16 protein-coding genes are annotated in these 23551 nt (G+C 57.0%); 12 read left to right on the plus strand and 4 right to left on the minus strand.

What is annotated here, in order from left to right; genetic code table 11:
- Positions 1-469: 469 nt before the first annotated feature.
- Both MSL71_RS20260 and MSL71_RS20265 read left to right on the plus strand, forming a co-directional pair.
- Positions 470-1429, plus strand: coding sequence for a SphA family protein (locus MSL71_RS20260; protein WP_218951091.1), 960 nt, complete (start codon positions 470-472; stop codon positions 1427-1429).
- A 479-nt stretch (positions 1430-1908) separates the two neighbouring features.
- The gene (locus MSL71_RS20265) at positions 1909-3888 is read left to right on the plus strand and encodes a DUF748 domain-containing protein (protein ID WP_180143987.1); all 1980 of its coding nucleotides are present in this window, start codon (positions 1909-1911) and stop codon (positions 3886-3888) included.
- A 255-nt stretch (positions 3889-4143) separates the two neighbouring features.
- Here the strand turns inward: MSL71_RS20265 and MSL71_RS20270 are convergent, their stop codons facing one another.
- Complete coding sequence (locus MSL71_RS20270; protein WP_180143989.1) at positions 4144-4794, minus strand: DUF2867 domain-containing protein; 651 nt, start codon at positions 4792-4794, stop codon at positions 4144-4146.
- A 521-nt stretch (positions 4795-5315) separates the two neighbouring features.
- Between MSL71_RS20270 and MSL71_RS20275 the strand changes: the two genes are divergently transcribed.
- The gene (locus tag MSL71_RS20275; protein WP_180143991.1) at positions 5316-6479 is read left to right on the plus strand and encodes a hypothetical protein; all 1164 of its coding nucleotides are present in this window, start codon (positions 5316-5318) and stop codon (positions 6477-6479) included.
- A 108-nt stretch (positions 6480-6587) separates the two neighbouring features.
- Here MSL71_RS20275 and MSL71_RS20280 read toward each other — a convergent pair whose 3' ends face one another.
- The gene (locus tag MSL71_RS20280) at positions 6588-7052 is read right to left on the minus strand and encodes a glycine zipper 2TM domain-containing protein (RefSeq protein WP_180143993.1); all 465 of its coding nucleotides are present in this window, start codon (positions 7050-7052) and stop codon (positions 6588-6590) included.
- A 370-nt stretch (positions 7053-7422) separates the two neighbouring features.
- Here MSL71_RS20280 and recA point away from each other — a divergent pair, with 370 nt between their 5' ends.
- The 4 genes from recA (at position 7423) to MSL71_RS20300 (ending at position 13683) form a co-directional block, all read left to right on the plus strand.
- On the plus strand, positions 7423-8448 hold the full coding sequence (gene recA / locus MSL71_RS20285; RefSeq protein WP_180143996.1) for a recombinase RecA: 1026 nt from the start codon (positions 7423-7425) through the stop codon (positions 8446-8448).
- A 245-nt stretch (positions 8449-8693) separates the two neighbouring features.
- Positions 8694-11315 carry an alanine--tRNA ligase gene (gene alaS / locus MSL71_RS20290; RefSeq protein ID WP_180143998.1) on the plus strand — a complete coding sequence of 874 codons (2622 nt, stop codon included), beginning with the start codon at positions 8694-8696 and terminating at the stop codon, positions 11313-11315.
- Positions 11316-11972: 657 nt separating this feature from the next.
- Positions 11973-12938: an IS110 family RNA-guided transposase gene (locus MSL71_RS20295; RefSeq protein ID WP_180144000.1), complete on the plus strand. Its 966-nt coding sequence runs from the start codon at positions 11973-11975 to the stop codon at positions 12936-12938.
- A gap of 124 nt (positions 12939-13062) precedes the next feature.
- On the plus strand, positions 13063-13683 hold the full coding sequence (locus MSL71_RS20300; protein WP_218951092.1) for an HD domain-containing protein: 621 nt from the start codon (positions 13063-13065) through the stop codon (positions 13681-13683).
- Positions 13684-13694: 11 nt separating this feature from the next.
- Here the strand turns inward: MSL71_RS20300 and MSL71_RS20305 are convergent, their stop codons facing one another.
- Entirely contained in the window at positions 13695-14852 is a 1158-nt protein-coding gene (locus tag MSL71_RS20305; RefSeq protein ID WP_180144004.1) for a DUF4382 domain-containing protein, read from the minus strand.
- A gap of 438 nt (positions 14853-15290) precedes the next feature.
- On the opposite strand from MSL71_RS20305, the gene MSL71_RS20310 reads away from it, so the two are divergent.
- The 4 genes from MSL71_RS20310 (at position 15291) to gap (ending at position 21269) form a co-directional block, all read left to right on the plus strand.
- Positions 15291-15566, plus strand: a complete 276-nt coding sequence (locus MSL71_RS20310) for a metal-sensing transcriptional repressor (protein ID WP_180144013.1) — start codon at positions 15291-15293, stop codon at positions 15564-15566.
- 7 nt (positions 15567-15573) lie between these two features.
- Positions 15574-16863, plus strand: coding sequence for an MFS transporter (locus MSL71_RS20315; protein WP_180144015.1), 1290 nt, complete (start codon positions 15574-15576; stop codon positions 16861-16863).
- A 236-nt stretch (positions 16864-17099) separates the two neighbouring features.
- The gene (locus tag MSL71_RS20320) at positions 17100-19964 is read left to right on the plus strand and encodes a PAS domain S-box protein (RefSeq protein WP_180144017.1); all 2865 of its coding nucleotides are present in this window, start codon (positions 17100-17102) and stop codon (positions 19962-19964) included.
- Between the two features lie 288 nt (positions 19965-20252).
- Complete coding sequence (gene gap / locus MSL71_RS20325; RefSeq protein WP_180144024.1) at positions 20253-21269, plus strand: type I glyceraldehyde-3-phosphate dehydrogenase; 1017 nt, start codon at positions 20253-20255, stop codon at positions 21267-21269.
- Positions 21270-21277: 8 nt separating this feature from the next.
- Here gap and MSL71_RS20330 read toward each other — a convergent pair whose 3' ends face one another.
- Complete coding sequence (locus tag MSL71_RS20330; RefSeq protein WP_180144026.1) at positions 21278-22825, minus strand: sigma-54-dependent Fis family transcriptional regulator; 1548 nt, start codon at positions 22823-22825, stop codon at positions 21278-21280.
- 453 nt (positions 22826-23278) lie between these two features.
- Here MSL71_RS20330 and MSL71_RS20335 point away from each other — a divergent pair, with 453 nt between their 5' ends.
- Positions 23279-23545 (plus strand): hypothetical protein, encoded by a 267-nt coding sequence (locus MSL71_RS20335; RefSeq protein WP_180144028.1) that lies wholly within the window; start codon positions 23279-23281, stop codon positions 23543-23545.
- Positions 23546-23551 lie beyond the last annotated feature (6 nt).

The raw sequence follows: 23551 nt of genomic DNA on the forward strand, positions 1-23551 counted from the left end.
CTCCATAATAGGTTATTGTTTAACTTTACCATAACCTTTAAAGAGTGGTTTGTCTAGATTTTATCACGTCATTTTGGGCCTTTAGGTATAGTTATATTTACCACCTTGAAAGGGCTGCCCTATACGCGTATGATCGGCAAAGCGGAGCGTGCTCATCTGATGCCTTGCCCTTGCATAAAATATCCGGTTTGGGACGTGCTTGCCCCGGTCCTGTCCACCCGCCATTAGAGAACTCCACTCTTTTTACTCAAGTTGTTTCAAAACTATAGTCCGCTACGTGGGCTCGCCCGATCTTTGTTCGTGGAATGAAAAATCGAGCTTGCGATTATGCGAAAGTCTTGCTACAAAATGGGCTCTTTGTTTCTGTGTATAGAAACAAGTGGGCAGTATCTTTTGCTCGGACGTGTTTTTGAGGGCGGTTGGCGCTCCGTGGTCTATGTGACTCATATTTTGGGATTGAGGAGGGGTTGTGCGAGGTAAATTGTTGGTAGGGTTCGTGGGGATGGTTGTGGGGCTGCTCGCAACCGTTGGTGGTTCCATGGCGTATGATATGCCAAGTGTGAACTTGGGATTCACAAGCTTTCTGGACGGGGGCCCGCCATCGGGGCCGGGGTTTTATTACTCTCAGTATGTGCAATACTACGAGTCTGATTCACTGAAAAATGCCCAGGGGGATGCGGCATTGCCGGACGGTGCCGATGAGAATCTTGATATCTGGATATCCATGTCTCAGTTTATTTATCAGTCGGATCAGCCTGTTTTCCTGGGGGGCAAATGGGGTGTGAATGTGATGATCCCGGTGGTGGGGCTGGATATGTCTTACGCCATGGATGCGCCCTTTCCTGAAGACAATGGCACCGGGCTCGGAGATGTTCTTGTGGGGCCGTTTATTCAGTGGGATCCCATCATGGGGGCCAATGGGCCAAGATTCATGCATCGGATTGAGCTTCAGGTTACCTTTCCCACGGGAAAATATGATTCTGACAAGGAACTGAACCCAGGCTCCAACACCTATACATTCAACCCCTATTGGGCATTTACCGCCTTTCTGACGCCAAAGCTCACCGTTTCAGCTCGGCTTCACTATCTTTATAACTTTAAAAATGATGACCCCAACGATGGATTGACTGGTGTGACGGAGACCCGGGCCGGGGATGCCTTCCATGCGAACTTTACAACGGCATATGAAGTGATTCCCGGTCGGCTCCGGCTCGGGCTGAACGGATATTACCTCAACCAGTATCAAGATACAGAATATGATGGCAAACGTATCGACGGCACTGCCGAGAAGGTCTTTGCCATCGGTCCTGGCGGTGTGCTTCATCTGGGCAAGGATGATAACCTTCTCGTCAACGTTTACTTTGAATCGGGCGCTGAAAACCGAACGGAAGGCAACCGATACAATGTGCGTTACGTGCATCATTTCTAATTGAGGGCTCCAGCCGGAAGCCCCCTCCAACCCGCCCCGGGATCATGTGGTCCCGGGGTAGGGGAGAACAGATTCCACGTCTTCCTGATCAGATTTTGCCATGCTCTGCACCACAGATCTGACAGCGTCCTTCTTTCTTTACAGAGCCTTTCTGACGTCTTTCCCAATAGAACTATGCTTAATCTCCGCAGGGGCATTTGTCGTTACAGGATCTGTTTTAACGGCTTGTTTTCCAATGGTAAAAGGCATGTCGTGGCGCTATAATAGGAAAAATGGGCATAAGCTCATATCAACCCAACCCGTGTGGCTTGCGTTTATGAAATGAACGGAGAACATCGGGTCACTTGCACGTCGCTTCGCCCCTGCACGAATCCAGTGTGTTCTGAGACAGAACCTGGATTTTGTGTGATTTGTTCTGCTGCTGCCAGAAAATAACCAGCCTTCAGTTAATCAAACCTCAATAAGTCGGGAATGGTCGGATGATGACAGGTGTTGTCTATGCCGACCCTATGGGACTGCCTGTGATGAGCGCACACAACAAAAAAAATTACCGATTTAAGTGGTGGTGGGTAGCGTTGACAGGCTTAACGCTGGTTGTGATCATTGCGTTGAGCATCCTGAATATGAACATCAATTCAATTGCGCACACCCAGATCCATAAACTCCTGAATACCTACCTGGCAGGTGGCGGGTCCCTTGATGCCATCGATGTTGAGTTGGCAGAGGGGAGAGTGGAAGCCAAGGGGCTTACCATCAATTCCCAACAACAGTTCGGATCAACACCGCTTCTGCATCTTGAGACGTTGGTGCTGGACGTCAAGCTGATCTCGCTGCTTGTTGGATCTCTTACTGCAGAAGAGCTCGTGCTGAAAGACCTGTCCATCGTCGTCATACGTGATGACGAGGGAAACGTGAGTGTTCAGAATATCGTGATGCCAGGTAAAGCAGATGCAGAACCTGATACCGAACCCCCTGTGGATCCTGATGGGAGTGGGGTGTCCATTCCCTCTATTGGCATAGACACCATACGTCTTGAAAATATCCGCATTTCACTTATCGATGGCCTTTCGAAGCAGCAATGGTCCTCTGAATTGCAACTTGATCTGGCTGTGGATGACCTGCAACTGCGTGATGTGATGCAGGGGGATATCCTTTGCGGCAAGATCATGTTTGCCTTGAGTGGGCTCAGGGTGGACCAACCACCCGGCTTTGATATGGAGCCGTTTGCCGGCCTGGACAGGTTGGAGATTCACAGTGACGGGCTGGATTTTGGGGCACCGGAAATGGTGATTGAGAGTGTCCGGGTAAAGGGGCCTTCGTTATCCCTGATTGTCCAGGAAGACGGCGCATCCAATTGGCAGCGCCTGGGGCAGCTCTTTGGCGGGCCGGTGGAAGAACCGGACATCGTTGAGCCGCCAAAAGAGAAACCCGGCATACTCAAACGATTGATCGGCATGTTGAAGGGGCGGAGGGGCAAAGCGGATGAACAGATTACGGAAGTGGCGCCCAGCGAGCCCTCCGCCGAAACCAAACGGCCGGTTATCATGTTTAAAAAAGCCCGGCTGGAAGACGGGGCTCTGACGTACCAGAATGATTCCCTGCCCAAAAAAGGCATCGCTTTACCGATAAAAGACATTGAACTCAACGTCAGTGGGCTGCGCTTGTTTGACACCAGGGAAGAGAGTCCACCGGCCTCTGTCTCGGGATCATTTGCGCTTAGCCAGCCTGAAGATCATCCAACGGCATACCTGGGCCTTTTAGGGGCAATTGGCCATGTTGGGGTCGGTTTCCCCCTGATAAACGCCCAGGTTCGGGTGACAGGTTTCAAGCTGGACACATTGGGTGCCATGGTTCCATCGGCAACACGGAAGGCTATAGGAGCCACCGGCCTTGATGCCGACATCGGGCTTGCGGTCAACACAGAGTCGCTGCACCTTAACTCCTCGATATTGACCGACAGAAATGTGAAGTATAATACCATCAAGATTACGGGCCCCCTCAATGCTCCCAAAGTGCAAATGGATAAAATTCTGCTTGGGGTTGTTGGCCGTTTATCCGGTGGCATTTTCAGGCTGGGAAAAGATAGCATTCATGCGGGGGCTGACATTGCTTCCGGAGGTGTCGAGGTGACAAAGGGGCTGGGCAGTGCTGCCCTGAATATAGGCAAAAGTATTCTAAAAGGTGCCCGTGGTGTTGGTGCCGGAGTCGTAACCTGGGACAAAGAACAAATAAAATCTGGGTTCACGGATTCTACGTCGGGTACGGTTATTGTTACTGTTGATTCTGCCAGGAACGTGGGAAGTTCCACGGTACAGGGGGGCGCGAGCTCATACTCCAGCCTGAAAGGCGGGGCCAGGTTGAATGCGTGGAATCAGGGGATACCGGAACGCCATGAAGCGGCCATGGAACGGGCACAGAATGCTCTGGCAACAATGCCTTACCCGCCTGTTGCGGAATGACGGCTTCCACAAAACAGTCTTTCGCTTAATATCTTGTGGCGCTCCAGCATGGGTATGTTGGTTGAAAAACAAAAAGGCGCGTCAATTTGAAAATGAAGGGGCCAATGTCAAGACGTGATGCCTTTCTCGGCTTATGGATTATTGCGGCAAAAATTCGGACAAAACCATTCGAGAGGGCGGTGAGGCCTCTTGCTTCTGCTCGGTGGTATGTTGAGGGACGAGTGGCAATGTACCGAAACGAGACAGGAACCCCATTTATCCGCAGGGTGGCGCGGCCCCTTCATCGGATCGCCTTTCCCAGTGTTCCATGCACTTCCTGAAAATGTGGGGGTAGACCACGTAGTGGCGGAATGGTCGGATACATCTCATGTAAAGCGCGCTGAAACTGCTCCTGTACTTGATGTACACCGCAAGGCGGACCTTCCACTTTCCGTCTCCCGAGGGAGACCAGGCATAGTGCATCAACGCATGCTCGGTGGAATTGGAGAGCTCATGGAGCGTTTCGTCCTCGAAGGTATACACTGGCCTGAAGTCCATATAGTCGCGCGTTGAGATGTCCATCGCGCGCTGCGGAGTGTTTTTTTCAAGGTCCCTATCCTGCAAACGATCCCGAAGGCTCTTTTCTCTGCAGCCCGGAATGGGGTGATTGTTCAAGTTGTTATCGATACGAAATAACGCGCCTACAACCTTTCGTACCCTGAAGAGCATTCCCGCTAAGGAGACATCGTAAATGTCCTTCATCATGGGCTCAATGGCGGATTTCTGGAACAAATGTAAATCGACCCCGTCCTTTGCGCTGAATTCATATGGAAACTCCCAGGTATCCTCGAGTATGAAATCGGAAGCCAGGGAACGGACCCTCCAGTTGAATTTGGTATGCGTTGAGGCTGCGGCAGTAAAATCCATGATTACTCCTCTGTAAGACTCGTTATTCCCCAAAATGATGGACCCTTCCTGTTACCAAATCACATAGCAGCATGTTTTATTTTCAGCTAACGCTGCTGGTTGAGAGGGGCCCTCTCAATTAAGCACAGAACTGTGGAATAGTCCCATTGAAATTTAGCCCGGGCATTCCATGGGAAAATGGTCCGGTTGTAACAATAGAAAATTATAACAGTTGGTTGGCGTGTTGGAAAATTAGACATTTCAAAGATATAAAATGTGATTCACTGTTTTCTACTCGATTTTCTCCCCCTTTGGACGAGCCGAGTGCCGCATCGTCCTCCGTGTGTTGAGGTAAAATTTCCTTGTCAACAACTTGCAAAGGCGTTAAGCCCGGATGTTCCGTAACAACTGATTATCGCCGTTGTGGTGAGCAAGAACCGTCGGTTATTTTTTGGATGAGGGGATACACGGTGGATACGCTGAGGAAGATACGACATGGGCACCTTTCCTGTGTGCCTTTTTGGTCGGCAATAGATGTCGCCATGGGCATCATCTACAAGATCATGGTGCTGCTCGGTACTGGTTTGGGGGGCGCGTCTCGATGTGAGGAAAGGGGCATGGCGGGGGATGTTGGTGACGTTTCAACTAAGAGCGGCCATGGATCCGTGCCGCCGGGCCTTGCGTTTTTGTCGCTTTTTCTTGTGGGGGGCGTGGCGTATGCCGCCAGTGGTTATCTGCTGAGCCTCTTTCACTATTCGGTCAGGGGCCCGCGTGTGTTTATGTATGGAGTCTTTATTGCGGGGTTTGCTGCGCGGTTCGGCGAGGCACGCCTGGACAGGGCCGAGGCTGTGTTTGGGGCAGGGAAGAGTCTGGTGGGACGCTGCCTTTTTGGGGCCTCGGGTGCAGTCTCCCTTGGTGCCGCTTATTATGTGCTCAAGCACCCGGACATTATGAGCCTGGGCGACGAGGTGCTGAGGGGTAGCGCTTCAGGGGGAAGGGCGACTGTTCTGTGGTTTCTGATTGCCGGGTTTCTCTACGCAGGGTTCTTCAGGCCCCTGGCATGCAGCGTGTGGGTGACTTTCGCTTATTATGCGGGCTCCGAGGACTCAAGAGGCTACGTCCTGAACCCTTTGAACACCTTGATCCTGGTTATGGTCCCGATGCTGTACGTTGTATCCATGGGAGGCGTTGGTGTTGGAGCCTTTTTTTTCGGTAAGGCTTCGGTCTTTGCGTCGGTGACATGGGCAGAACTCGCCGGTTGGGTGGTGTTCTGGGGCGCTGTGGTGGCTTCCGCGGGGGCGGTGGGCGTGCTGCTGTTAAGCGCTGCGGGCCTTGTACGTACCACTATATCTTACGCTGTTGAGGTGGGGCTCCTGGCGTATGTCATGTCCCAGTGTATGTACGGCGCAATATATCTGTTTTTTGATATTCGGGGCATGGTGGATATGACCCGGGTGTTGCTGGCTGTTCCTGTGGTGTCGGTTTGTGAAACGGCGCTGTTCTGGGGGCTTGTTTTTGCCGGTGTTGTGGTGCCGGTTCGATTCTGGAGGCAAGGCATCCGGTATGCGCCTGAAGGCGTTGTGATGCATCTTTATTTTTCAGGGATTCTCGGTCTTGTTTTTAATGTACCTGCGCACAGTGTGGTTGTTGCTCGTTATGTGGGGGCTGTTTCGGGACTTTTTGGCTGGGTGCCCAGTGCTTTTTGACGGAGGCGGTGTCCCTTCCTGTTTTTGTTTGAGAGCGCAAAAGGGCCCTGCAATTGATGCTGCAGGGCCCTTGATGTTTCTGGCGGTATCCAAGGCTTGCCGTTGACGTTACTGTCGGACGCGCATCGTGCCGTCCCCGCTTTCGATGAGACGGACCCTGTCCCCCACGACGTATTCGTCGTCTTTCTCCTGGACAACCACCATGATGCGTCCGTCGTCGAGTTCCAGCTCGATCTCAACCCCGGGGCGCATGGCCCGTGAGCGTTCGGCTGCGCTTCCCGCGGCAGCTCCGCCCAGGGCTCCGGCGGTGGTGGCCAGGGTGCTGCCGCTGCCTCCGCCGATGGTGGAGCCCACAATCCCGCCTACCACGGCACCTCCCACGGCTCCTGCGCCGCTCTCTTCATGCTGGATCTGCACATCGGCCACATTGAGGACTGTGCCATAATAAACGGACATGGCCTGCTGGGCCTGGCCGGGTTTGTAGGTTTTGCTTCCCTGGCTGCCGGGCTGGCACCCCAGAAGTGCGGTTGAAACAAAAATAGCCACGGCATAGGCTGCGATTTTTGTGCTCATTTTGGAGGGTCTCCTTGGTTTTATTTGTGGTGAACAGGCAGGGTGTGATGAGGTCGGCGGGCATGGATGGCATGGCAATGCCCTGGGTTAGATTTTGGGTGTAAAAGGTATTTATTTCGTAAGTTTATAGTAAGGGTTCTGATTTATCAATACCAAATCTCAGGGCCGGGGGGCGGAGCCCTGGAATCGGGAGGGGGTGGCGGTTTATTTCAGGGCTCGCATAATGGATCAAAGAGTGATATATCGATAGAAATTCGAAAAATGTCTTTTCGTCTCAGTTATGTAAAAAAATCAGTAAATCAAGATAGATATTATACCTTAGACTTTCGGTTGTCTGCAGCGGACCGAAAAGAGGACCAAGGAGGAGCGCATGGGCACGTCCTTTGACAGGGATAAGGCCGTTGAAACGGCCATGGGTCAGATTGAACGCCAGTTCGGTAAAGGGGCCATCATGAAGCTTGGGAACCGGGAAGTGGCGTCAGTGCCCGTTATTCCCACCGGTTCCATCGCCCTGGACAAGGCCCTGGGAGTAGGTGGTGTGCCCAAGGGTCGCGTCATTGAGATCTACGGCCCCGAATCATCCGGGAAAACCACCCTGACCCTTCATATTGTGGCTGAGTCCCAGAAACGCGGGGGCATTGCAGCTTTCATCGATGCCGAGCACGCCCTGGATGTTGTGTACGCCCAGAAGCTGGGGGTCAATTGCGACGACCTGCTCGTGTCCCAGCCCGACACCGGTGAGCAGGCCCTTGAGATCGCCGACATGCTGGTCCGAAGCGGCGCTGTTGATGTGCTCGTGGTGGACTCCGTGGCGGCCCTGGTGCCCCGCGCCGAGATCGAAGGGGAGATGGGCGACGCCCACATGGGCCTCCAGGCCCGCCTCATGAGCCAGGCCCTTCGTAAGCTCACCGCCACCATCGGTCGCACCAACACCACCGTAATCTTCATCAACCAGATTCGTATGAAGATCGGCGTGGTCTTCGGCAACCCCGAAACCACCACCGGTGGCAACGCCCTGAAGTTCTACTCCTCCGTGCGCATGGAGATCCGTCGTTCGTCCGCCATCAAGGACGGCACCGAGGTCATGGGTAACCGTACCCGCGTGAAGGTGGTCAAGAACAAGATGGCGCCTCCCTTCAAAGAGGCGGAGTTCGACCTCATGTACGGCGAAGGCATCTCCAAGACCGGAGAGCTCATCGACATCGGTGTGGAAGCCGGTATCGTGGAGAAGAGCGGCGCGTGGTACTCCTACAACGGAGAGCGCGTGGGCCAGGGCCGTGAAAACGCCAAGAAATTCTTTGCCGAAAACACCGAGCTGTACGACGAAGTTCTGGGCAAGGTCAAAGAAGCCCTGGGCATTGCCGAAGCCCCCGCAGAAGAGGCGGCAGACGCATAATAGGGTGGTTCTGCAAGGAATCATTTGATAAACTGAAAAAAGGGCGCTGCGCCTGATCAGGCGCAGGCCCTTTTGCTGTTTATTTGTGTATATTATTTTTGGTGGCCTCGAAAAAGCCCGGCGACCCTCCCAGGCGGGTCGATCCCAGGGAACCCTATTTTTCGAGAACGTCGATTTTGACCATTTACCACAAGGGACCGTAACGGTCCAACCCGGGGCCAAGGGCCCTGCCATGGAGCAAGGTGATGAAAGGCAGCGAAGCGCGAAAACTCTTTATCGACTACTTTAAGAAGCACAACCACCGGAACGTCAGGAGCTCGTCTCTTGTGCCGTCGGATGACCCCACTCTCCTTTTTACCAACGCGGGCATGGTGCAGTTCAAGCGTACCTTCATCGGCGAAGAGAAGAGGGACTACACAACGGCCGTGACGAGCCAGAAGTGCGTTCGCGCCGGGGGCAAGCACAACGACCTGGAAAATGTCGGGTACACGGCTCGCCACCACACCTTTTTCGAGATGCTCGGCAACTTCTCCTTCGGCGACTATTTCAAGGAGCAGGCCATCACCTTTGCCTGGGACCTTCTCACCAACGGGTACAAGCTTCCCGTGGACAAGCTCTGGGTCTCCATCTACCTGGATGACGACGAAGCCTTTGAAATCTGGAACAAGAAGATCGGCGTGCCCGAAGACCGCATCGTCCGCCTGGGCGAAGCCGATAACTTCTGGGCCATGGGCGACACCGGCCCCTGCGGCCCCTGCACCGAGATCCACATCGACCGTGGGGAGCGCTTCGGCTGCGACAACCCCAACTGCGCCGTGGGCTGCGACTGCGACCGCTACCTGGAGATCTGGAACCTCGTGTTCATGCAGTACGAGCGGGACGAAGAGGGGACCCTTACCCCCCTTCCCAACCCCTGCATCGACACCGGCATGGGCCTTGAGCGCATCACCAGCATCATGCAGAACGCGGACACCAACTACGACACCGACCTCTTTACCCCCATCATCGGCAAGGTGGAAGAGCTCTCCGGCAAGAAGATGACGGACTGCAACGACACCGCCATCGCCATGAAGGTCATCTCCGACCACAGCCGCGCCGCCACCTTCCTCATCAGCGACGGGGTGATGCCCGCAAACGAAGGCCGGGGCTACGTGCTGCGCCGCATCATGCGCCGCGCCATCCGGTACGGTCGTTTCATCGGGCTCACCGAGCCCTTCCTCCACACCACCAGCCGCGTGGTTATGGAGATGATGGCCGACGCCTATCCCGAACTCAAGGAGAGCGAAGCCTTTATCACCAGCGTGATCAAAAACGAGGAAGAGAGCTTCTCCGTGACCCTCGACAACGGCCTGAGGCTTCTGGAAGAGGCCTTGGAGGACGTGAAGGCGTCCGAGGCGAAAGTCCTCTCCGGGGATGTGATCTTCAAGCTTTACGATACCTACGGCTTTCCCGTGGACATCATTCGTGACGTCATCACCGACGACACCATCACCCTGGACCTGGAAGGGTTTGACAAGGCCATGGAAGCCCAGCGGGAAAAATCCCGCAGCAGCGTTGCCTTTACCCGGAGCGGGGAAGCCTTCCGCAAGCTCTCTGCAGCGGGTGTGAAAACCGAGTTCACCGGGTACGCAGGCCTTACCGGAGAGTCCAAAATCCTGGTGGTGGCCGTGGACGGTGAAGAGGTGGAAGCTCCGGCTGCGGGCACCGACGTGGAGGTTGTGGTGGAAGCCACGCCGTTCTACGGGGAGTCCGGTGGCCAGATGGGCGACTGCGGGACCCTCTCAGGGGAAGGCTTTCAGCTGACCGTCCTGGATACCATCAAGGACCCCACAGGCCTTTTTATCCACAAGTGCCGCGTGGAGAACGGAGCGGTGAAGGCAGGTCTCATGGCGACTCTGGCCGTGGATTGCGATAAACGCGCCGCCACCGCCCTGAACCACAGCGCCACCCACATCCTTCATGCTGCCCTTCGCTCGGTGCTCGGCGAGCACGTCAAGCAGGCAGGCTCCCTGGTGGGCCCGGATCGCCTCCGGTTTGACTTTACCCACTTTGCCCCGGTGGACCGCGCCACCCTGGATGCCATCGAAGCCCGCGTCAACGACTGCATCCGCATGAACGTGCCCGTGGGCGTCGAGGAGATGGACGCCGAAGAGGCCATGAAGACCGGCGCCACCGCCCTGTTCGACGAAAAGTACGGGGACCGGGTCCGCGTGGTCTCCATGGGGGATTTCTCCAAAGAGTTCTGCGGGGGCACCCACACGGCAGCCTCCGGTGACATCGGCGCCTTCCGTATTCTTTCGGACTCCGGCATCGCTTCGGGCGTGCGGCGTATCGAGGCCCTCACCGGTGCTTCGGCCATCGAAAGCACCCAGAAGAGCCTCCACACCCTTGCCGAGGCATCAGCCATGGTCAAGAGCGCACCGGAGAACCTCTCCGAGCGCCTGGAAAAGATCCTGGCCGACAACAAGGCCCTTGAAAAAGAGCTCAAGCAGCTCAAGATGCAGATGGCAGGCAAAGCCGCCGAAAGCCTCGATGACGACATCAAAGAGGTGAACGGAGTCCGCGCCGTGGCCAAGAAGGTCTCCGTGGAAAACCCGGCCCAGCTCCGCGAGCTGGCCGACCGTTTCCGCGACAAGATCGGCTCCGGCGTTGTTCTCCTCGGCACCGAGTCCGGCGGAAAAGCCCTTCTGCTTGCCCTGGTGACCAAAGACCTCACCAAAACCTACAAAGCCGGTGACATCGTCAAGAAAGCCGCAGCCATAGTTGGCGGCGGCGGTGGCGGCCGTCCCGACATGGCCCAGGCCGGCGGCTCCAAGCCGGAACACCTGGACGAGGCCCTGAACTCCCTGTTCGAGTATCTCGGCTAAGTCAGGGCCACCCTGACGCCAGATGAAAAAACAAACCCGCGACTCATGCCGAGTCGCGGGTTTTTTGTTGGGCGCCATAAAAAAACAAAGCAGTCTTCGGCGGCAAGGTGGGGGTATCTGGAACCCGATGAAGGGGGGAGGTTCGCGTGACTTTAACAGCCTGGTATGCGATCACCTGTAGGGTGTGCTTGCGCACCAAGTGTTCGAAAAACCGACGCCTTCTGATATTTTGATGCTGTGTGAAGGTTAGCCGGATATGGAGGCATGACCGTTACGATTTATCGGCGGTGCGCAAGCGCACCCTTGTGTTAGCGTTTATGTCATTCTATGCTTCAGAGGTAATTCGGCCAGGGCCTTTCAGCGTCACCCCATGGTGCCAACGAAAGGAGCCCGAAGGGCGACTGGAGTTGGCACCATGGGGTGACGCTGGGCACCTCCGGTGCAGCCAGGCCCCCAGGCAACTTATGGCAATGTATGTCGTGCCACATTTAACTCGGTAATAATCCAGAAAATCGCATGCCGTGCGCACCCTTGGGCACAAGCCCGTGACGTAGATTATGCAGCGATTTTCTTCTCCAGCGAAAGATCGAACAGTATCTTTGGCTCGGTATAACCGACAGCCCGCACTCACAAGGTTGATCACGCAGGGAGGATTCTTTGAAAACAGCTATAGGTATTGACGTTTCCAAGGCCAAGTTGGATGTTGCCCTACGCCTTTCCAACGGTAAATTTCGAAGTAAAGTTGTCAAAAATGATGCCAGTGGTTTCAAACAACTCAGCACATGGATAGCTCGTCAAAAATCTGAGCTATTGCCACATGTTTGCATGGAGGCCACCGGCGTTTACTGGGAGGATCTTGCTGATTACCTACACCAGAAGGGGCATCCTGTTTCTGTCATGAATCCGTTGCAAATTAAATCATATGCAACTTCAATGTTGATTCGGACAAAGACTGATGCTGTGGATTCTCGAATTATTGCCGAGTTTTGCGCCAATCAAAACCCAGTATTATGGACGCCTCCTCCCCTTTCCGTCAAAAAAGTACGTGCTCTCATTGCAAGGCGTGAGGCCCTTATCTCCATGATTTCACAGGAAAACAACCGATTGCATGTTGCTAACGCTGCCGTAAAAAGCAGCATTGAGTCTGTTATTCTCCATCTCAAGACTGAGCTTAAAGAGATTGAAAAGAAGATAAAACAGGTCATTGATGATGATCCAGATCTCAAGGCAAAAAAAGACCTTTTGGATTCAATACCGGGACTTGGGAAAGTCACAGTGCCTGTTCTTCTCTCCATTCTTGCTGGAGCACACAACTTCAAAACAGCTCGACAAGTTGCTGCTTTTGTTGGGTTAGACCCACGTCACCATGAATCTGGTTCCAGTGTTAAGATGAAGCAACGGATTTCGAAAGTCGGCCATAAATCAATTAGAAAAGCCTTATATATGCCTGCAATGGTTGCCATTTACAGAACAGAGTGGGGTGGCTGGTTCAAAGAGCGACTCCTTGCATCTGGCAAGGCACCAAAGGTAATCATCACTGCTATGATGAGAAAGTTAATCCATGTTGCATTTGGTATTTTAAAAAACCAAACGCCTTTTGACCATTCACTACATAATGCGTGACTTTGACAGTATCTACCTCATATTCCCTACATCGTTGGTAACGCGTCACACTCACATAAGGGGGCGCTCTCATACGCATGTGTTTGAACCTGTGCACGTGTGGGACATTTTTAAGGAGAAGATGATGGAAAAAGCGTGTGAAGCGTTTCTTAAAGGGCGGGCTGTTCAGGACGGGGCCCACGACCTGGGCCATGTGAAGCGGGTGGTGTCCATGGCTCGGCGCATCGGGGAAGCGGAAGGGGCGGATCTTGGTGTGGTGGTGCCTGCGGCGTGGCTCCATGATTGTGTGAGCGTGCCCAAGAATTCGCCGGACAGGGCTTTTGCGTCCCGCCTGGCGGCGGATGAGGCGGTGCGGTTTTTAAAAGGGCTCGGGGTTTCCGGGGACACGCTTGCCGCAGTGCACCACGCCATCCACGCCCACAGCTTCAGCCTGGGAAAACCACCGGAGACCCTGGAGGCCCGGGTGGTCCAGGACGCTGACCGCCTGGATGCCATTGGGGCCCTGGGCATAGCCCGCTGCTTTTTAACGGGCGGGGCCATGGACTCGGCCATGTTTCATCCGGAGGACCCCTTTGGCAGGCACCGGGAGCTGGACGATCGGGCCTATGCCGTGGACCATTTTTACGCCAAGCTCCTGACCCTCAAAGATACACTGCATACCGGCGCGGCCCGGCGGGAAGCGGAACGTCGCCATGGCGTTATGGAGTTATTTCTGGACGAGCTGGAGCGGGAGCTGAGTGTCTGACAATTCGGGGGTTACAGGTTTATTACGAAAATTCTGGTGCCCCCCGATGTGATCTCCCAGGTATTGCTTATGGTCGAGGAGATGGGGTCACCGAAGGCCACCACCGTGTAGTTGTTTGGGGGTAGGGTGATGTTGTAGTCACCATCGGCAGAGTAGGATTCGGACAGCAGTTCGATGAAATTGGGCAAGCCGGTTCCACAGGGGGCGTCCCTGCGTACGCTCACCGTTATAGACTCTTCATTCCCGGCGTTAAATCCCGTGATTCTAACGGTTAATGTGCCTGCGGGATTGGTCCCGGTCAATGCAAAATCCTCGGTGAGGGGGGTGCACGTAAGGGCGGTGATGCGGCGGCACAATGGGCTGAATTCGTTGTCATTGTAGGCAACGAGGTTGTACGTGCTCTCCGGGACCCTGAGGGTATAGGAGCCCGCCGCATCGGTGAGGGTGGAGCCAATGGTGATGACTCTGTTTTTGGGGTCGGTGGCAAAGCCGTCGTAGGTCTGCACCGACACCCGGGTGCCCTGCAGGGCCGTTCCCGGTGTGGGGCTGTCGGTGACGGAGCCGGATATGAGTGCAATCTCCCGGGTATCCAGCACCTCAAGGATCGATTTCAAGAACCATTGCCCGGTGTCGCCCCCCTGTACCACGGATCTCATGACATCAAAGTCCAGGATCAGCTCGACGTTGGCGTTTGTGTCGATGATGAATTGTTTGGTCCGCGTGACACCGCTGCTGTCCTCACTGGGGACGGTGAGCTGGTGAATGGAGTCGTCGAGCTCCACCACGTAGTGTGCAAAGGGGTGGAGTGATCCAAGGATGTTCGTCTGCTCATCCGGGGCGCTGGCCAGGACCAGGCGCACCTGATTGTACACTCCGGCAGGCATCTCCCGTGTGCCGAGGGACTTCAAGAGCCCCCCGGTATAATCCAGAAGGTTGATGGTTTCGTTGACGATGTCCACCACCTGCCACCCATTTTCATCGGTGGCGGATCGGTTGACCTCCACCTGATTGACGCTGATGTAGACGGCTTTGTAGTCCGGGGAGGGGGCATCGGTGAGCTGGACGGTGAGGTCACCGAAATTGGCGTCCGACGAATCGGAGCTGGAGCTGCAACCTGCCAGGGCCAGGAAGACAAGGGCCGCAAGGATTGAAACAAAACGTGGGTTCATGAAAGCCTCCTGTGGGCGGGCGTGTTTGTTTCAGGCAAGGAGCAGGAAGAGCAGGGGTGGGAACAAAAAGGGCGAGGGGAGAGGGTGCTCCTGAAAGCGTACATAAGTTTTTTTGCAGGGCTGAAGCGAAGCGGTCGAGGTATGGCTTGATCCCGGAGTGCCGTCAGGGACTCAGGTCTTAAGGGGATGTTTTGTCCGGGTTGGCGTTATGGCGTCGGTTGTTACGGCTTGGCCTTACGTGTTGGTATTGTACCCTTTTTGGCCAAAAGAACGAAAGGCTTTTCCCGTGAACGCGGGTTTTTCTGTTGCTTTACAGGTAACGCATGCTAATGCTCTGTGTTTTGCTTCTTGCAATGAATATGAAAAATAAGTAGTTGTATATGTATCCCCACCCCGGGGATAGGTTATGAACCACGGACGCCATGACAGGAGGGCCAAATGGCTGACGCATCACGTCATAAAAATCATGATGAAATCGCCAAGCGGCTGAGACGGGCCGGGGGGCACCTGGCCAAGGTGGTGGCCATGATTGAGGGCGAGGCGCCCTGTGTGGAGGTGGCCAGGCAGCTCCAGGCGGTTTACAGGGCCGTGGGCAACGCCAAGCAGGCCCTGGTGCGCGATCATATCGACCACTGCCTGGACGATCACGCGTTGAAAGAACGCTCAGCCGGTGACATCAAGGCTGAGCTGGCAGAAATATCGAAATATCTGTGAGACGGCTATGACAGAGCGAAACGAGGCATTGACGGCAAACATTGCGCGATATCCCTGGTATCTTTTTTTCAGGGATGGCTACTTCTGGGGGCCGGTCTTTTTTCTCTATTTTTCTTCGGTGCTCAGCCTGTCCGAGGCCCTGCACCTGGAAGCTGTCTATTATGTAACCGTTGCCGCGGCCGAAGTCCCTTCGGGATATCTTGCCGATCGCTTCGGGCGAAGGCGAACCCTGATGTGTTCCTCCGGCTGCCTGGGCCTGGCCTACCTTCTTTTTTTGACCGGCCACACCTTCTGGCAGTTTGCCGCGGCCCAGCTTTTTCTGGCCGCAGGGTTTGCGTCGGCTTCGGGAACGGACACGGCCCTTCACTACGAGAGTCTCAAGGACTTGGGCCGAGAGGCCCAGTACGCTTCCCTGGAGGGGCGGGCCCTTAAATACAGCCTCCTGGCCGGTGGCGGCGCGGCACTTCTGGGTGGGCTGGCCGCCGCTGGTCACCTGAGGTGGGTGTACGGGTTGTCGTGTGCCACGGCAATGATCTCGCTGGGGATCGTGATGACAATGACGGAACCCGAAGGGGCCAAAGGGAAGGTGGCGGCGCCCTTCGGTCCCCAGCTTCGCCATGTCCTGAGGAAAGCCCGGGGGCCCCGCCTTCGCTTTTTTACCCTTTACGCCCTTGCCATGACCGTGCTTCTCCATATTCCCTATGAGTTTTACCAACCCTACCTGAAGCAGGCCCTGGCGTGGTCCGGGGTGGGGCCGTCCCTGGTACCGCCCCTTTCCGGTATGCACCTGGCCCTGACCATGGTCCTGGGGGCCTTTATGACGCGCTTTGCCGGTCGGATTCATCATCGGTGTGTGGTGCGGCGGACCTTGCTTGCCTGTGCCCTGCTCCAGGTGGTGCTCATCGGGGCCATGGCCCTTGTGGTGCATCCGCTGGTGGCCCTGATGCTGGTGGGCCGAACCGCTTCCCGCGCGGTGTCTACGCCCCTGGTGAACGCTGAACTTGCCCCTTTGCTGGGGCGCCACGAGCGGAGCACCTACTTCTCCCTCCAGAGCCTGCTGGGCCGCCTCGCATACGGTGGGGCCCTTGTCATGCTCTCCCTGGGGTCCGGTTTGTTTTCGGATGCGCTTCATGGTGCCCTGGTGTGTGGCCTGGTCCTTGCCCTGTTTCTTTTCGGGGGGCTTTTCCTCGTCCCCTTTCCCTGGGGAGAGCACCCTGTCTGCTGCCGGGGCGGGGAGCACCGTGCGTCTTCCGTTGCCCACCCTGCGGGCGATGTGCATGAAAAACCCTTGGGATAGGGTGAGGCAATACCTCCCTCCAAAGAATTTTTCTGTTTTAAATCCTTCAGTTTTTTTCTTAATCGTGCGATCAGTAATTCAAAGCGTAAACATGCGATTTGTTCCTCCGGGTGTCTCGGCTTGTTCCGGGCCGTTCGGAGGCTGTTCCGGGTTGTGCGGACGGGGCCTCGGGTGCTCTGTGTGTCGATGACGTGAGAGCCATGTCTGCATGGTGATATACGAAACAGGGGGGAGCGGTGCTGGGTTTTTACTTCCGGATCTGTGTGGTACGGCTTGTTGTCGGTGTGATGTGTGTGGTGGGACTGTTGCCTGGGACCGGGTGGGCTGAGGGAACAACCTATCTGATCTTCGGGGGAGACAACAGTTACCCGCCGTACGAGTACCTTGACGGGCAGGGCACACCCACGGGCTTTGACGTGGATATCACCCGGGCCGTGGCCCGGGAAATGGGGATCCTCACCAGCCTGAGGCTCATGCCCTGGCATGAGGCCCGCAGCGCCCTTCAGGTCGGGGAGGTGGATGTGCTCATGGGCATGTTCAGGTCCCCGGAGCGCTTGAGGCACTTTTCCTTCAGCACGCCCCATAACGTGGCGTCCTACGCCGTGTTTGTCACCGAGGGCAGCCCCATCGGGGATCTTGACGATACACGGGACAGGCGGGTCATCGTTCAGAAGGGTGACATCGGGCACGATTACCTGATCCAGAGGGGCGAACCCGTGGAGATCGTGGTGCGGGAGAACATGCACGAGGTGCTCAAGGCCCTGGCGGCAGGGGAGGGGGATGCGGCCCTTGTCTCCCGGCTCCAGGGGCTCATGATCATCAAGGACGAAGGCCTGGATGCCATCCGGGCCGTGGGCCCTCCTATTTTACAGCGTGCCTTCTGCTTTGCCGTGAGAAAAGGGGATGAGCGGCTGCTCTCTCTGCTCAACGAAGGGCTCAGCGCCATCAAGGCCTCGGGTCAGTACGACGAGATTCATGCAAAGTGGTTCGGCGCTTACCGGCCCAAGGAGTTTAACGGGAAGGAGCTTCTGATCCATATGGCCATGGTGGGTGGCCCCCTGGTGGCTGTGGCCCTTTTGTTTCTGCTGTGGAGCTGGGCGTTGAAACGGAAGGTGGCCCGACGTACCGAGGAACTCTCCATGGCCAACGATATCCTGAGTCGCCAGATCGACGAAAGACTTCAGGCGGAACGGGCCTTTCGGGAAAGTGAGCGGCGCTACCGGGAGATTTTCAATACCCCCAATGACGCCATTATCCTCCATGACGCCGAAACCGGTGCGGTGGTGGACATCAACAAGCCCGGCCTTGCCATGCTGGGGTATGGGCGCGACGAGATCCTGGGGGCGGGCTTTGAAACCCTTCTCTCCGGGGAGGGGGACTCCACCGGGGACAAGGCCATGGTCCTGTTTCGGCAGGTGGCCCTGGGAGACCCCCGGGTGGTCCAGTGGCAGGGGCGGCGAAAGGACGGAACGGCTTTCTGGGTGGAGGTCTCCCTGAAGGTTGCCCACCTTACGGATCAGGCCTGTGTGGTGTCCGTGGGACGGGATATCAGCGCCAGGAAAGAGGCCGAAGAGAAACTTTCCGAGGAAAAAGAGCGCCTGGCCGTGACCCTGCGGAGCATCGGGGACGGGGTGATCACCAGTGATGTCTCCGGGCATGTGGTCCTGATGAACAAGGTGGCAGAAAAGCTTACGGGCTGGACCCAGAACGAGGCGGTGGGGCGCCCCATGGCCGAGGTGTTCCGCATCATCAACGAGAAGACCCGCAAGCCGTGCGAAAACCCCGTGGACAAGGTTCTGTCCACGGGCAACATCATCACCCTGGCAAATCATACGGCCCTCATCGCAAAGGACGGCACCGAGCGCAGCATCGCAGACAGCGGGGCGCCCATCATGGATCGCACCAGCACCATTGTGGGGGTGGTCCTGGTGTTCCGGGACGTCACCGACGAAAACCGCATGGAAGAAGAACTCCTCAAGGTCCGGAAACTTGAGTCTGTGGGGGTGCTTGCCGGGGGCATCGCCCACGACTTCAACAACATTCTCACAGCGGTACTGGGCGGGGTGAGCCTTGCGCGGACCCGTTGCCAGGAGACCTCCGAGACCCACCGGCTCCTGACAGATGTGCTCAAGGCCTGTGATCGTGCCAAGGACCTCACCCAGCAGCTCTTGACCTTCTCCAAGGGCGGGGCGCCCGTTATCCGTGTGGCCTCGGTGGTGGATGTGGTGCGGGAGTCTGCCGGGTTTGTGCTCCGGGGCAGCCGGGTGCGCTGCGAAACCCATTTTGCCGAGGACCTGTGGCCCGCAGAGATCGATGCGGGCCAGATAAGCCAGGTGGCCCAGAACCTGATCCTCAACGCGGTGCAGGCCATGCCCCGGGGCGGGGTCATCACCATCGCCGCGGAGAACCATCCCATCAAGACAGATCAGGTGGGGCTCCTTCCCCTCAAGGGCGACCGGTATGTGAAGCTCACCTTTTGCGACGAGGGTCCCGGCATCCCCGAGGAGATCAGGGACCGGGTCTTCGATCCCTTTTTCACCACCAAGAAAACCGGGAGCGGGCTCGGCCTTGCCACCACCCATTCTATTGTGTACAAGCACGACGGGCATATCGAGGTGGCGTCGACCCCCGGTCGGGGAACCTGCTTCACCCTCTACCTGCCCGCCTCGGAGGAAGCCCTGATAGAGCCCCTTGAGGCGCAGCCCCGGCCCCAGGCCATGGGGCGGGGCCGGATTCTGGTGATGGATGATGAAGAGATGGTCAGGGAGGTGGTGGAGGGCCTTCTGGTGTCCATGGGCTATGAGGTGCTGCTCACCGCCAGCGGCGAAGAGGCGGTGGCGGTCTACAGGGAGCGCCACGGCGGGCCGGAGCCTGTGGACGTGGTGATCACGGACCTGACCGTGGCCGGGGCCATGGGCGGCCTGGAAGCCGCGGGCATCATCCTGCAGTGGGATCCCGATGCCCGGGTGGTGGTCTCCAGCGGCTACTCGAACGACCCGGTGATGGCCGATTACATGGCCCACGGGTTCTGCGCGGCCATCGTCAAACCCTATACCCATGCCGACCTTATGGCGGTGGTCTCCGGCGCCATGGAGGGGTGAGGCCTTGGGGGCGTGCCTGCCCGGGATATATCCCTACACTTGAGGTCGGGACTTTGGTATAGTACAGCCCTTTCCGGCCCGGACGTGACAAAACCGTCGGGGCCGGACCCGGAACTGTCAAGGCGTTTTCCCCAGTGTTTTTATGCAAAGGGGAAGCGCTTCGTAACGAACGCATCACAACAGCCGGCATCAGGGGTGACGGAAGAAAAAAACGGTTTGCGCAGGGCGCCCGGAAGGGGGCTTTCGAAAAGGCGCTAGGCGCAGGCAGGTTTTTATGGATTGGTTTTCATGACATACAGAGTTGCAATCAACGGATATGGTCGTATCGGGCGATGTATTTTACGGGCCCTTTACGAGTCGGGTCACCGGGACGACCTGGTGATCGTGGGGATCAACGAGCTTTCCGATATCGAGTCCATCGCCCACCTGACGAAGTACGATTCCACCCACGGGCGGTTTGACGGGGAGGTCTCCTGCGAGGGGCACACCCTGGTGGTCAACGGAGATCCCATTGCCGTTACCTACCAGAAAGAGCTCTCACGCCTGGCCTGGGACAGGCTGGACGTGGACGTGGTGCTGGAGTGCACCGGGTGTTTTACCCGGCGCGCCATGGCCGAGAAGCACATCGAGGCCGGGGCGAAAAAGGTGGTCTACTCCTGTCCGGCCGAACCGGACGTGGACGCCACCATTGTGTACGGCACCAACCACGACACCCTGAAAAAAGAGCACACCGTTATCTCCAACGCCTCGTGCACCACCAACTGCATTGTGCCGGTGATCAAGACCCTGGACGAGTCCTTCGGCATTGAAAGCGGGGTCATCACCACGGTTCACTCCATGATGAACGATCAGCCGGTCATCGACGCTTACCATGACCAGGACCTCCGCAAGACCCGGAGCTCCAGCCACTCCATCATCCCCGTGAACACGGGGCTTGCCAAGGGGCTGGATCGCATCCTCCCCCACCTTGAGGGGCGCTTTGAAGCCCTGGCCCTGAGGGTGCCGACCCTCAACGTTTCGGCCATGCAGCTCACCGCCCAGGTGCGGGAGAAGACCGATGCCAAGGCCGTGAACGAGGCCCTGTACAAAGCGGCCCACAACGGAATGAACGGCATCCTGGGCTACACCGAGGTGCCCCTGGTCTCCTGTGACTACAACCACGACCCCCGCTCCTCCGTGGTGGACGGCACCCAGACCCGCGTCTCCGGCCACACCGTGAGTGTCCTGGCCTGGTTCGACAACGAGTGGGGCTACGCCAACCGCATGCTGGACACCACCCTGGCCCTCATGCAGGCCGAAGCGTAAGAGTTCTGTCAGAACGCCCCGCGCCCGAAGGGAATTCCCAGCTTTCTCAGCCTGTGGCGCAGGGTGCTGGGGTGGATGCCCAACAGGGCGGCCGCCCCGTCTTCCCCTTGGATTTTTCCGCCGGTTCGGGTCATCATGTGGCTCAGGTGCCGGCTGATCACCGCATCCAGATTGGTGGGCCCTTCCTCGGCCGGGAGGGCTGCCGGTTCGCGGACAAGGCCTTCGGGAGCCGCCACCTCGGCAAAGAGCAGCGGGGTGTCGCGGTCCCCGGAGTAGTTGCGGATGATCTCCCGTTCCACGATGTTCTCCAGCTCCCGGACATTGCCGGGCCAGTGATGCCGTTGCAGCCGCTCAAGGGCTCCGGGGGCGGGCACCGGGCGGTAGGGCAGCTTCATCTCATGACTCTTTTTTTCGATAAAATGGTTTACCAGGGCCGGAATGTCGGCCTTTCTCTCCCTTAAGGGGGGGATGGTCAGGGGAAAGACGTTGAGCCGGAACCAGAGGTCTTTCCGAAAGGTGTTCTCCTTGACCATGCTCTCCAGCCTCCGGTGGGTGGCGGCGATGATCCGCACATCCGCCTTGATGGGCTCCGTGCCCCCCACCCGTTCAAACTCCTTGGTCTGAAGCACCCGCAGCAGCCTCACCTGGGCTGCCTGGGGCAACTCCCCGATCTCATCTAAGAACAGGGTCCCGCCGTGGGCCCGCTCGAATCGTCCCCGTTTCCGGGAGAGGGCGCCGGTGAAGGCTCCCTTTTCATGGCCGAAGAGCTCGCTGTCCAGAAGGCTCTCGGGAATGGCCCCGCAGTTGACCTTGATGAAGGGGCCCTTTGACCGCGATGAGTTGTAATGAATCGCGTTGGCGATGACCTCCTTTCCCACCCCGGTTTCCCCCAGAAGAAGCACCTGGCTGTCCAGGGGCGCCACCTGCCGCACCTTTTCCATCACCTCCCTCAGCCCGAAATGTTCCCCGATGATGGTGTCCCCGCTCATGCGGTGGAGTTCGTTTGTCAAAAACCGGTTGTCGTCCTTGAGCATCTCCTGAAGTCGAAGCACCTCCTGATACCTCAAGGCGTTGCTCATGGCCACGGCAAAGGGGTCGTGGAGCAGGGAGAGGAGCCGGGCGTGTTCTTCGGTGAACTGCCCCTCCTTCAGGGCGCTCACCGCCACCACCCCCAGGTGCTGGTTTTTGGTCATGAGGTGAAGGACAGCCGAGGAGAAGACGGAGTCGATGCCCACGTGGGCCGCCACCCGCTGGGCCACGGGGTTGTCTTCCGGGCGGTTGCTCAGGGTGGTCTGGCTTAATTGGGATTCGATGTAAGCCACCTCGCGTTCCGAGAGCTCCACCACGGTCCCCGCGGGCAGCATAGAAAAGCCGGCCTGGGCCACGGAACAGATGCCGGGGATGGCGGGATCCAGGTAGTCCATGGTGATGTTTTCGGCCGGCATATAGCGTTGCAGAAAGACCAGGCACTCCTGAAGGGCTTCGCCGATGTCGATGCTTCCGCAGATGGCCAGGGTGCCCTGGTGGAAAAAGCTGATGTCGTCGGTTCTGGGCATGGCGTTACTCCAATGAAAAGGCGGAATTCACCCATAAGGTCCGCCGCAATGGGAAGGTGCGGCAGAAAAAGTGTCATATACGATATGTACCGAAAGAGGGTGCCGTATGCAACATATGAAAATGTTGTATATGACATTTTTGATTTTGCCTGTGCATAATATGCTGAATATACATGAGTAAAAAATATGGCACGCTTTTGGCAGGGTAAAGACGTGAATCCCGGCGGAGGGGGATGGCTTGGTAACGGCCCCCTGTCACCTTCGGGTGGTTCCCGTCAGGGAGTCCGGGAAAACATCGACACCTGTTCCAGCGCGCCGGTCGCAATGATCCCCCCCCATCTTCAGGGCGGTCGGCCCAAAGGGCGGGCAAGGTGTTTTCCCGGATACATCATGCCTACGCATACGGATGATCAACGGCGAGCCGACTCGCTCGCCCGGTAAATGGAGCAGACTATGAATTGCAGGGAAGAGATCACGGTGAGGTTGACGGACTTGGGCAGCGATCACAAGGTGTCTGCCCTGTTTACACGATTTTGCCATGTGGCCGGACGTGCCTGCAGGCTTTACCGCAACGAGCGCATTGAAAACGACTGGGCCGTGGCCATCGAATGGTCTCAGGTCCGGGATCCCGAGGGTGTAGCGGCCCAGCGGGATCTTCTGGTCTGGGCCCTGGAGGATTTGGGGCATGTGCATGTCTCGTTTTGGAAGGCAAAGGGCTAACCCGGA

The sequence above is a fragment of the Desulfoluna butyratoxydans genome (assembly GCF_900699765.1).
Taxonomy (GTDB): Bacteria; Desulfobacterota; Desulfobacteria; order Desulfobacterales; family Desulfolunaceae; genus Desulfoluna; species Desulfoluna butyratoxydans.

What these genes read in the sequence shown, in the direction of transcription:
- MSL71_RS20275 (WP_180143991.1), top strand. Translation starts at nt 5,316, where the DNA reads ATGGGCATCATCTACAAGATCATGGTGCTGCTCGGTACTGGTTTGGGG.
- alaS (WP_180143998.1), top strand. Translation starts at nt 8,694, where the DNA reads ATGAAAGGCAGCGAAGCGCGAAAACTCTTTATCGACTACTTTAAGAAG.
- MSL71_RS20335 (WP_180144028.1), top strand. Translation starts at nt 23,279, where the DNA reads ATGAATTGCAGGGAAGAGATCACGGTGAGGTTGACGGACTTGGGCAGC.
- gap (WP_180144024.1), top strand. Translation starts at nt 20,253, where the DNA reads ATGACATACAGAGTTGCAATCAACGGATATGGTCGTATCGGGCGATGT.
- MSL71_RS20270 (WP_180143989.1), bottom strand. Translation starts at nt 4,794, where the DNA reads ATGGATTTTACTGCCGCAGCCTCAACGCATACCAAATTCAACTGGAGG.
- MSL71_RS20315 (WP_180144015.1), top strand. Translation starts at nt 15,574, where the DNA reads ATGACAGAGCGAAACGAGGCATTGACGGCAAACATTGCGCGATATCCC.
- MSL71_RS20310 (WP_180144013.1), top strand. Translation starts at nt 15,291, where the DNA reads ATGGCTGACGCATCACGTCATAAAAATCATGATGAAATCGCCAAGCGG.
- MSL71_RS20265 (WP_180143987.1), top strand. Translation starts at nt 1,909, where the DNA reads ATGATGACAGGTGTTGTCTATGCCGACCCTATGGGACTGCCTGTGATG.
- MSL71_RS20330 (WP_180144026.1), bottom strand. Translation starts at nt 22,825, where the DNA reads ATGCCCAGAACCGACGACATCAGCTTTTTCCACCAGGGCACCCTGGCC.
- recA (WP_180143996.1), top strand. Translation starts at nt 7,423, where the DNA reads ATGGGCACGTCCTTTGACAGGGATAAGGCCGTTGAAACGGCCATGGGT.
- MSL71_RS20300 (WP_218951092.1), top strand. Translation starts at nt 13,063, where the DNA reads ATGGAAAAAGCGTGTGAAGCGTTTCTTAAAGGGCGGGCTGTTCAGGAC.
- MSL71_RS20305 (WP_180144004.1), bottom strand. Translation starts at nt 14,852, where the DNA reads ATGAACCCACGTTTTGTTTCAATCCTTGCGGCCCTTGTCTTCCTGGCC.
- MSL71_RS20280 (WP_180143993.1), bottom strand. Translation starts at nt 7,052, where the DNA reads ATGAGCACAAAAATCGCAGCCTATGCCGTGGCTATTTTTGTTTCAACC.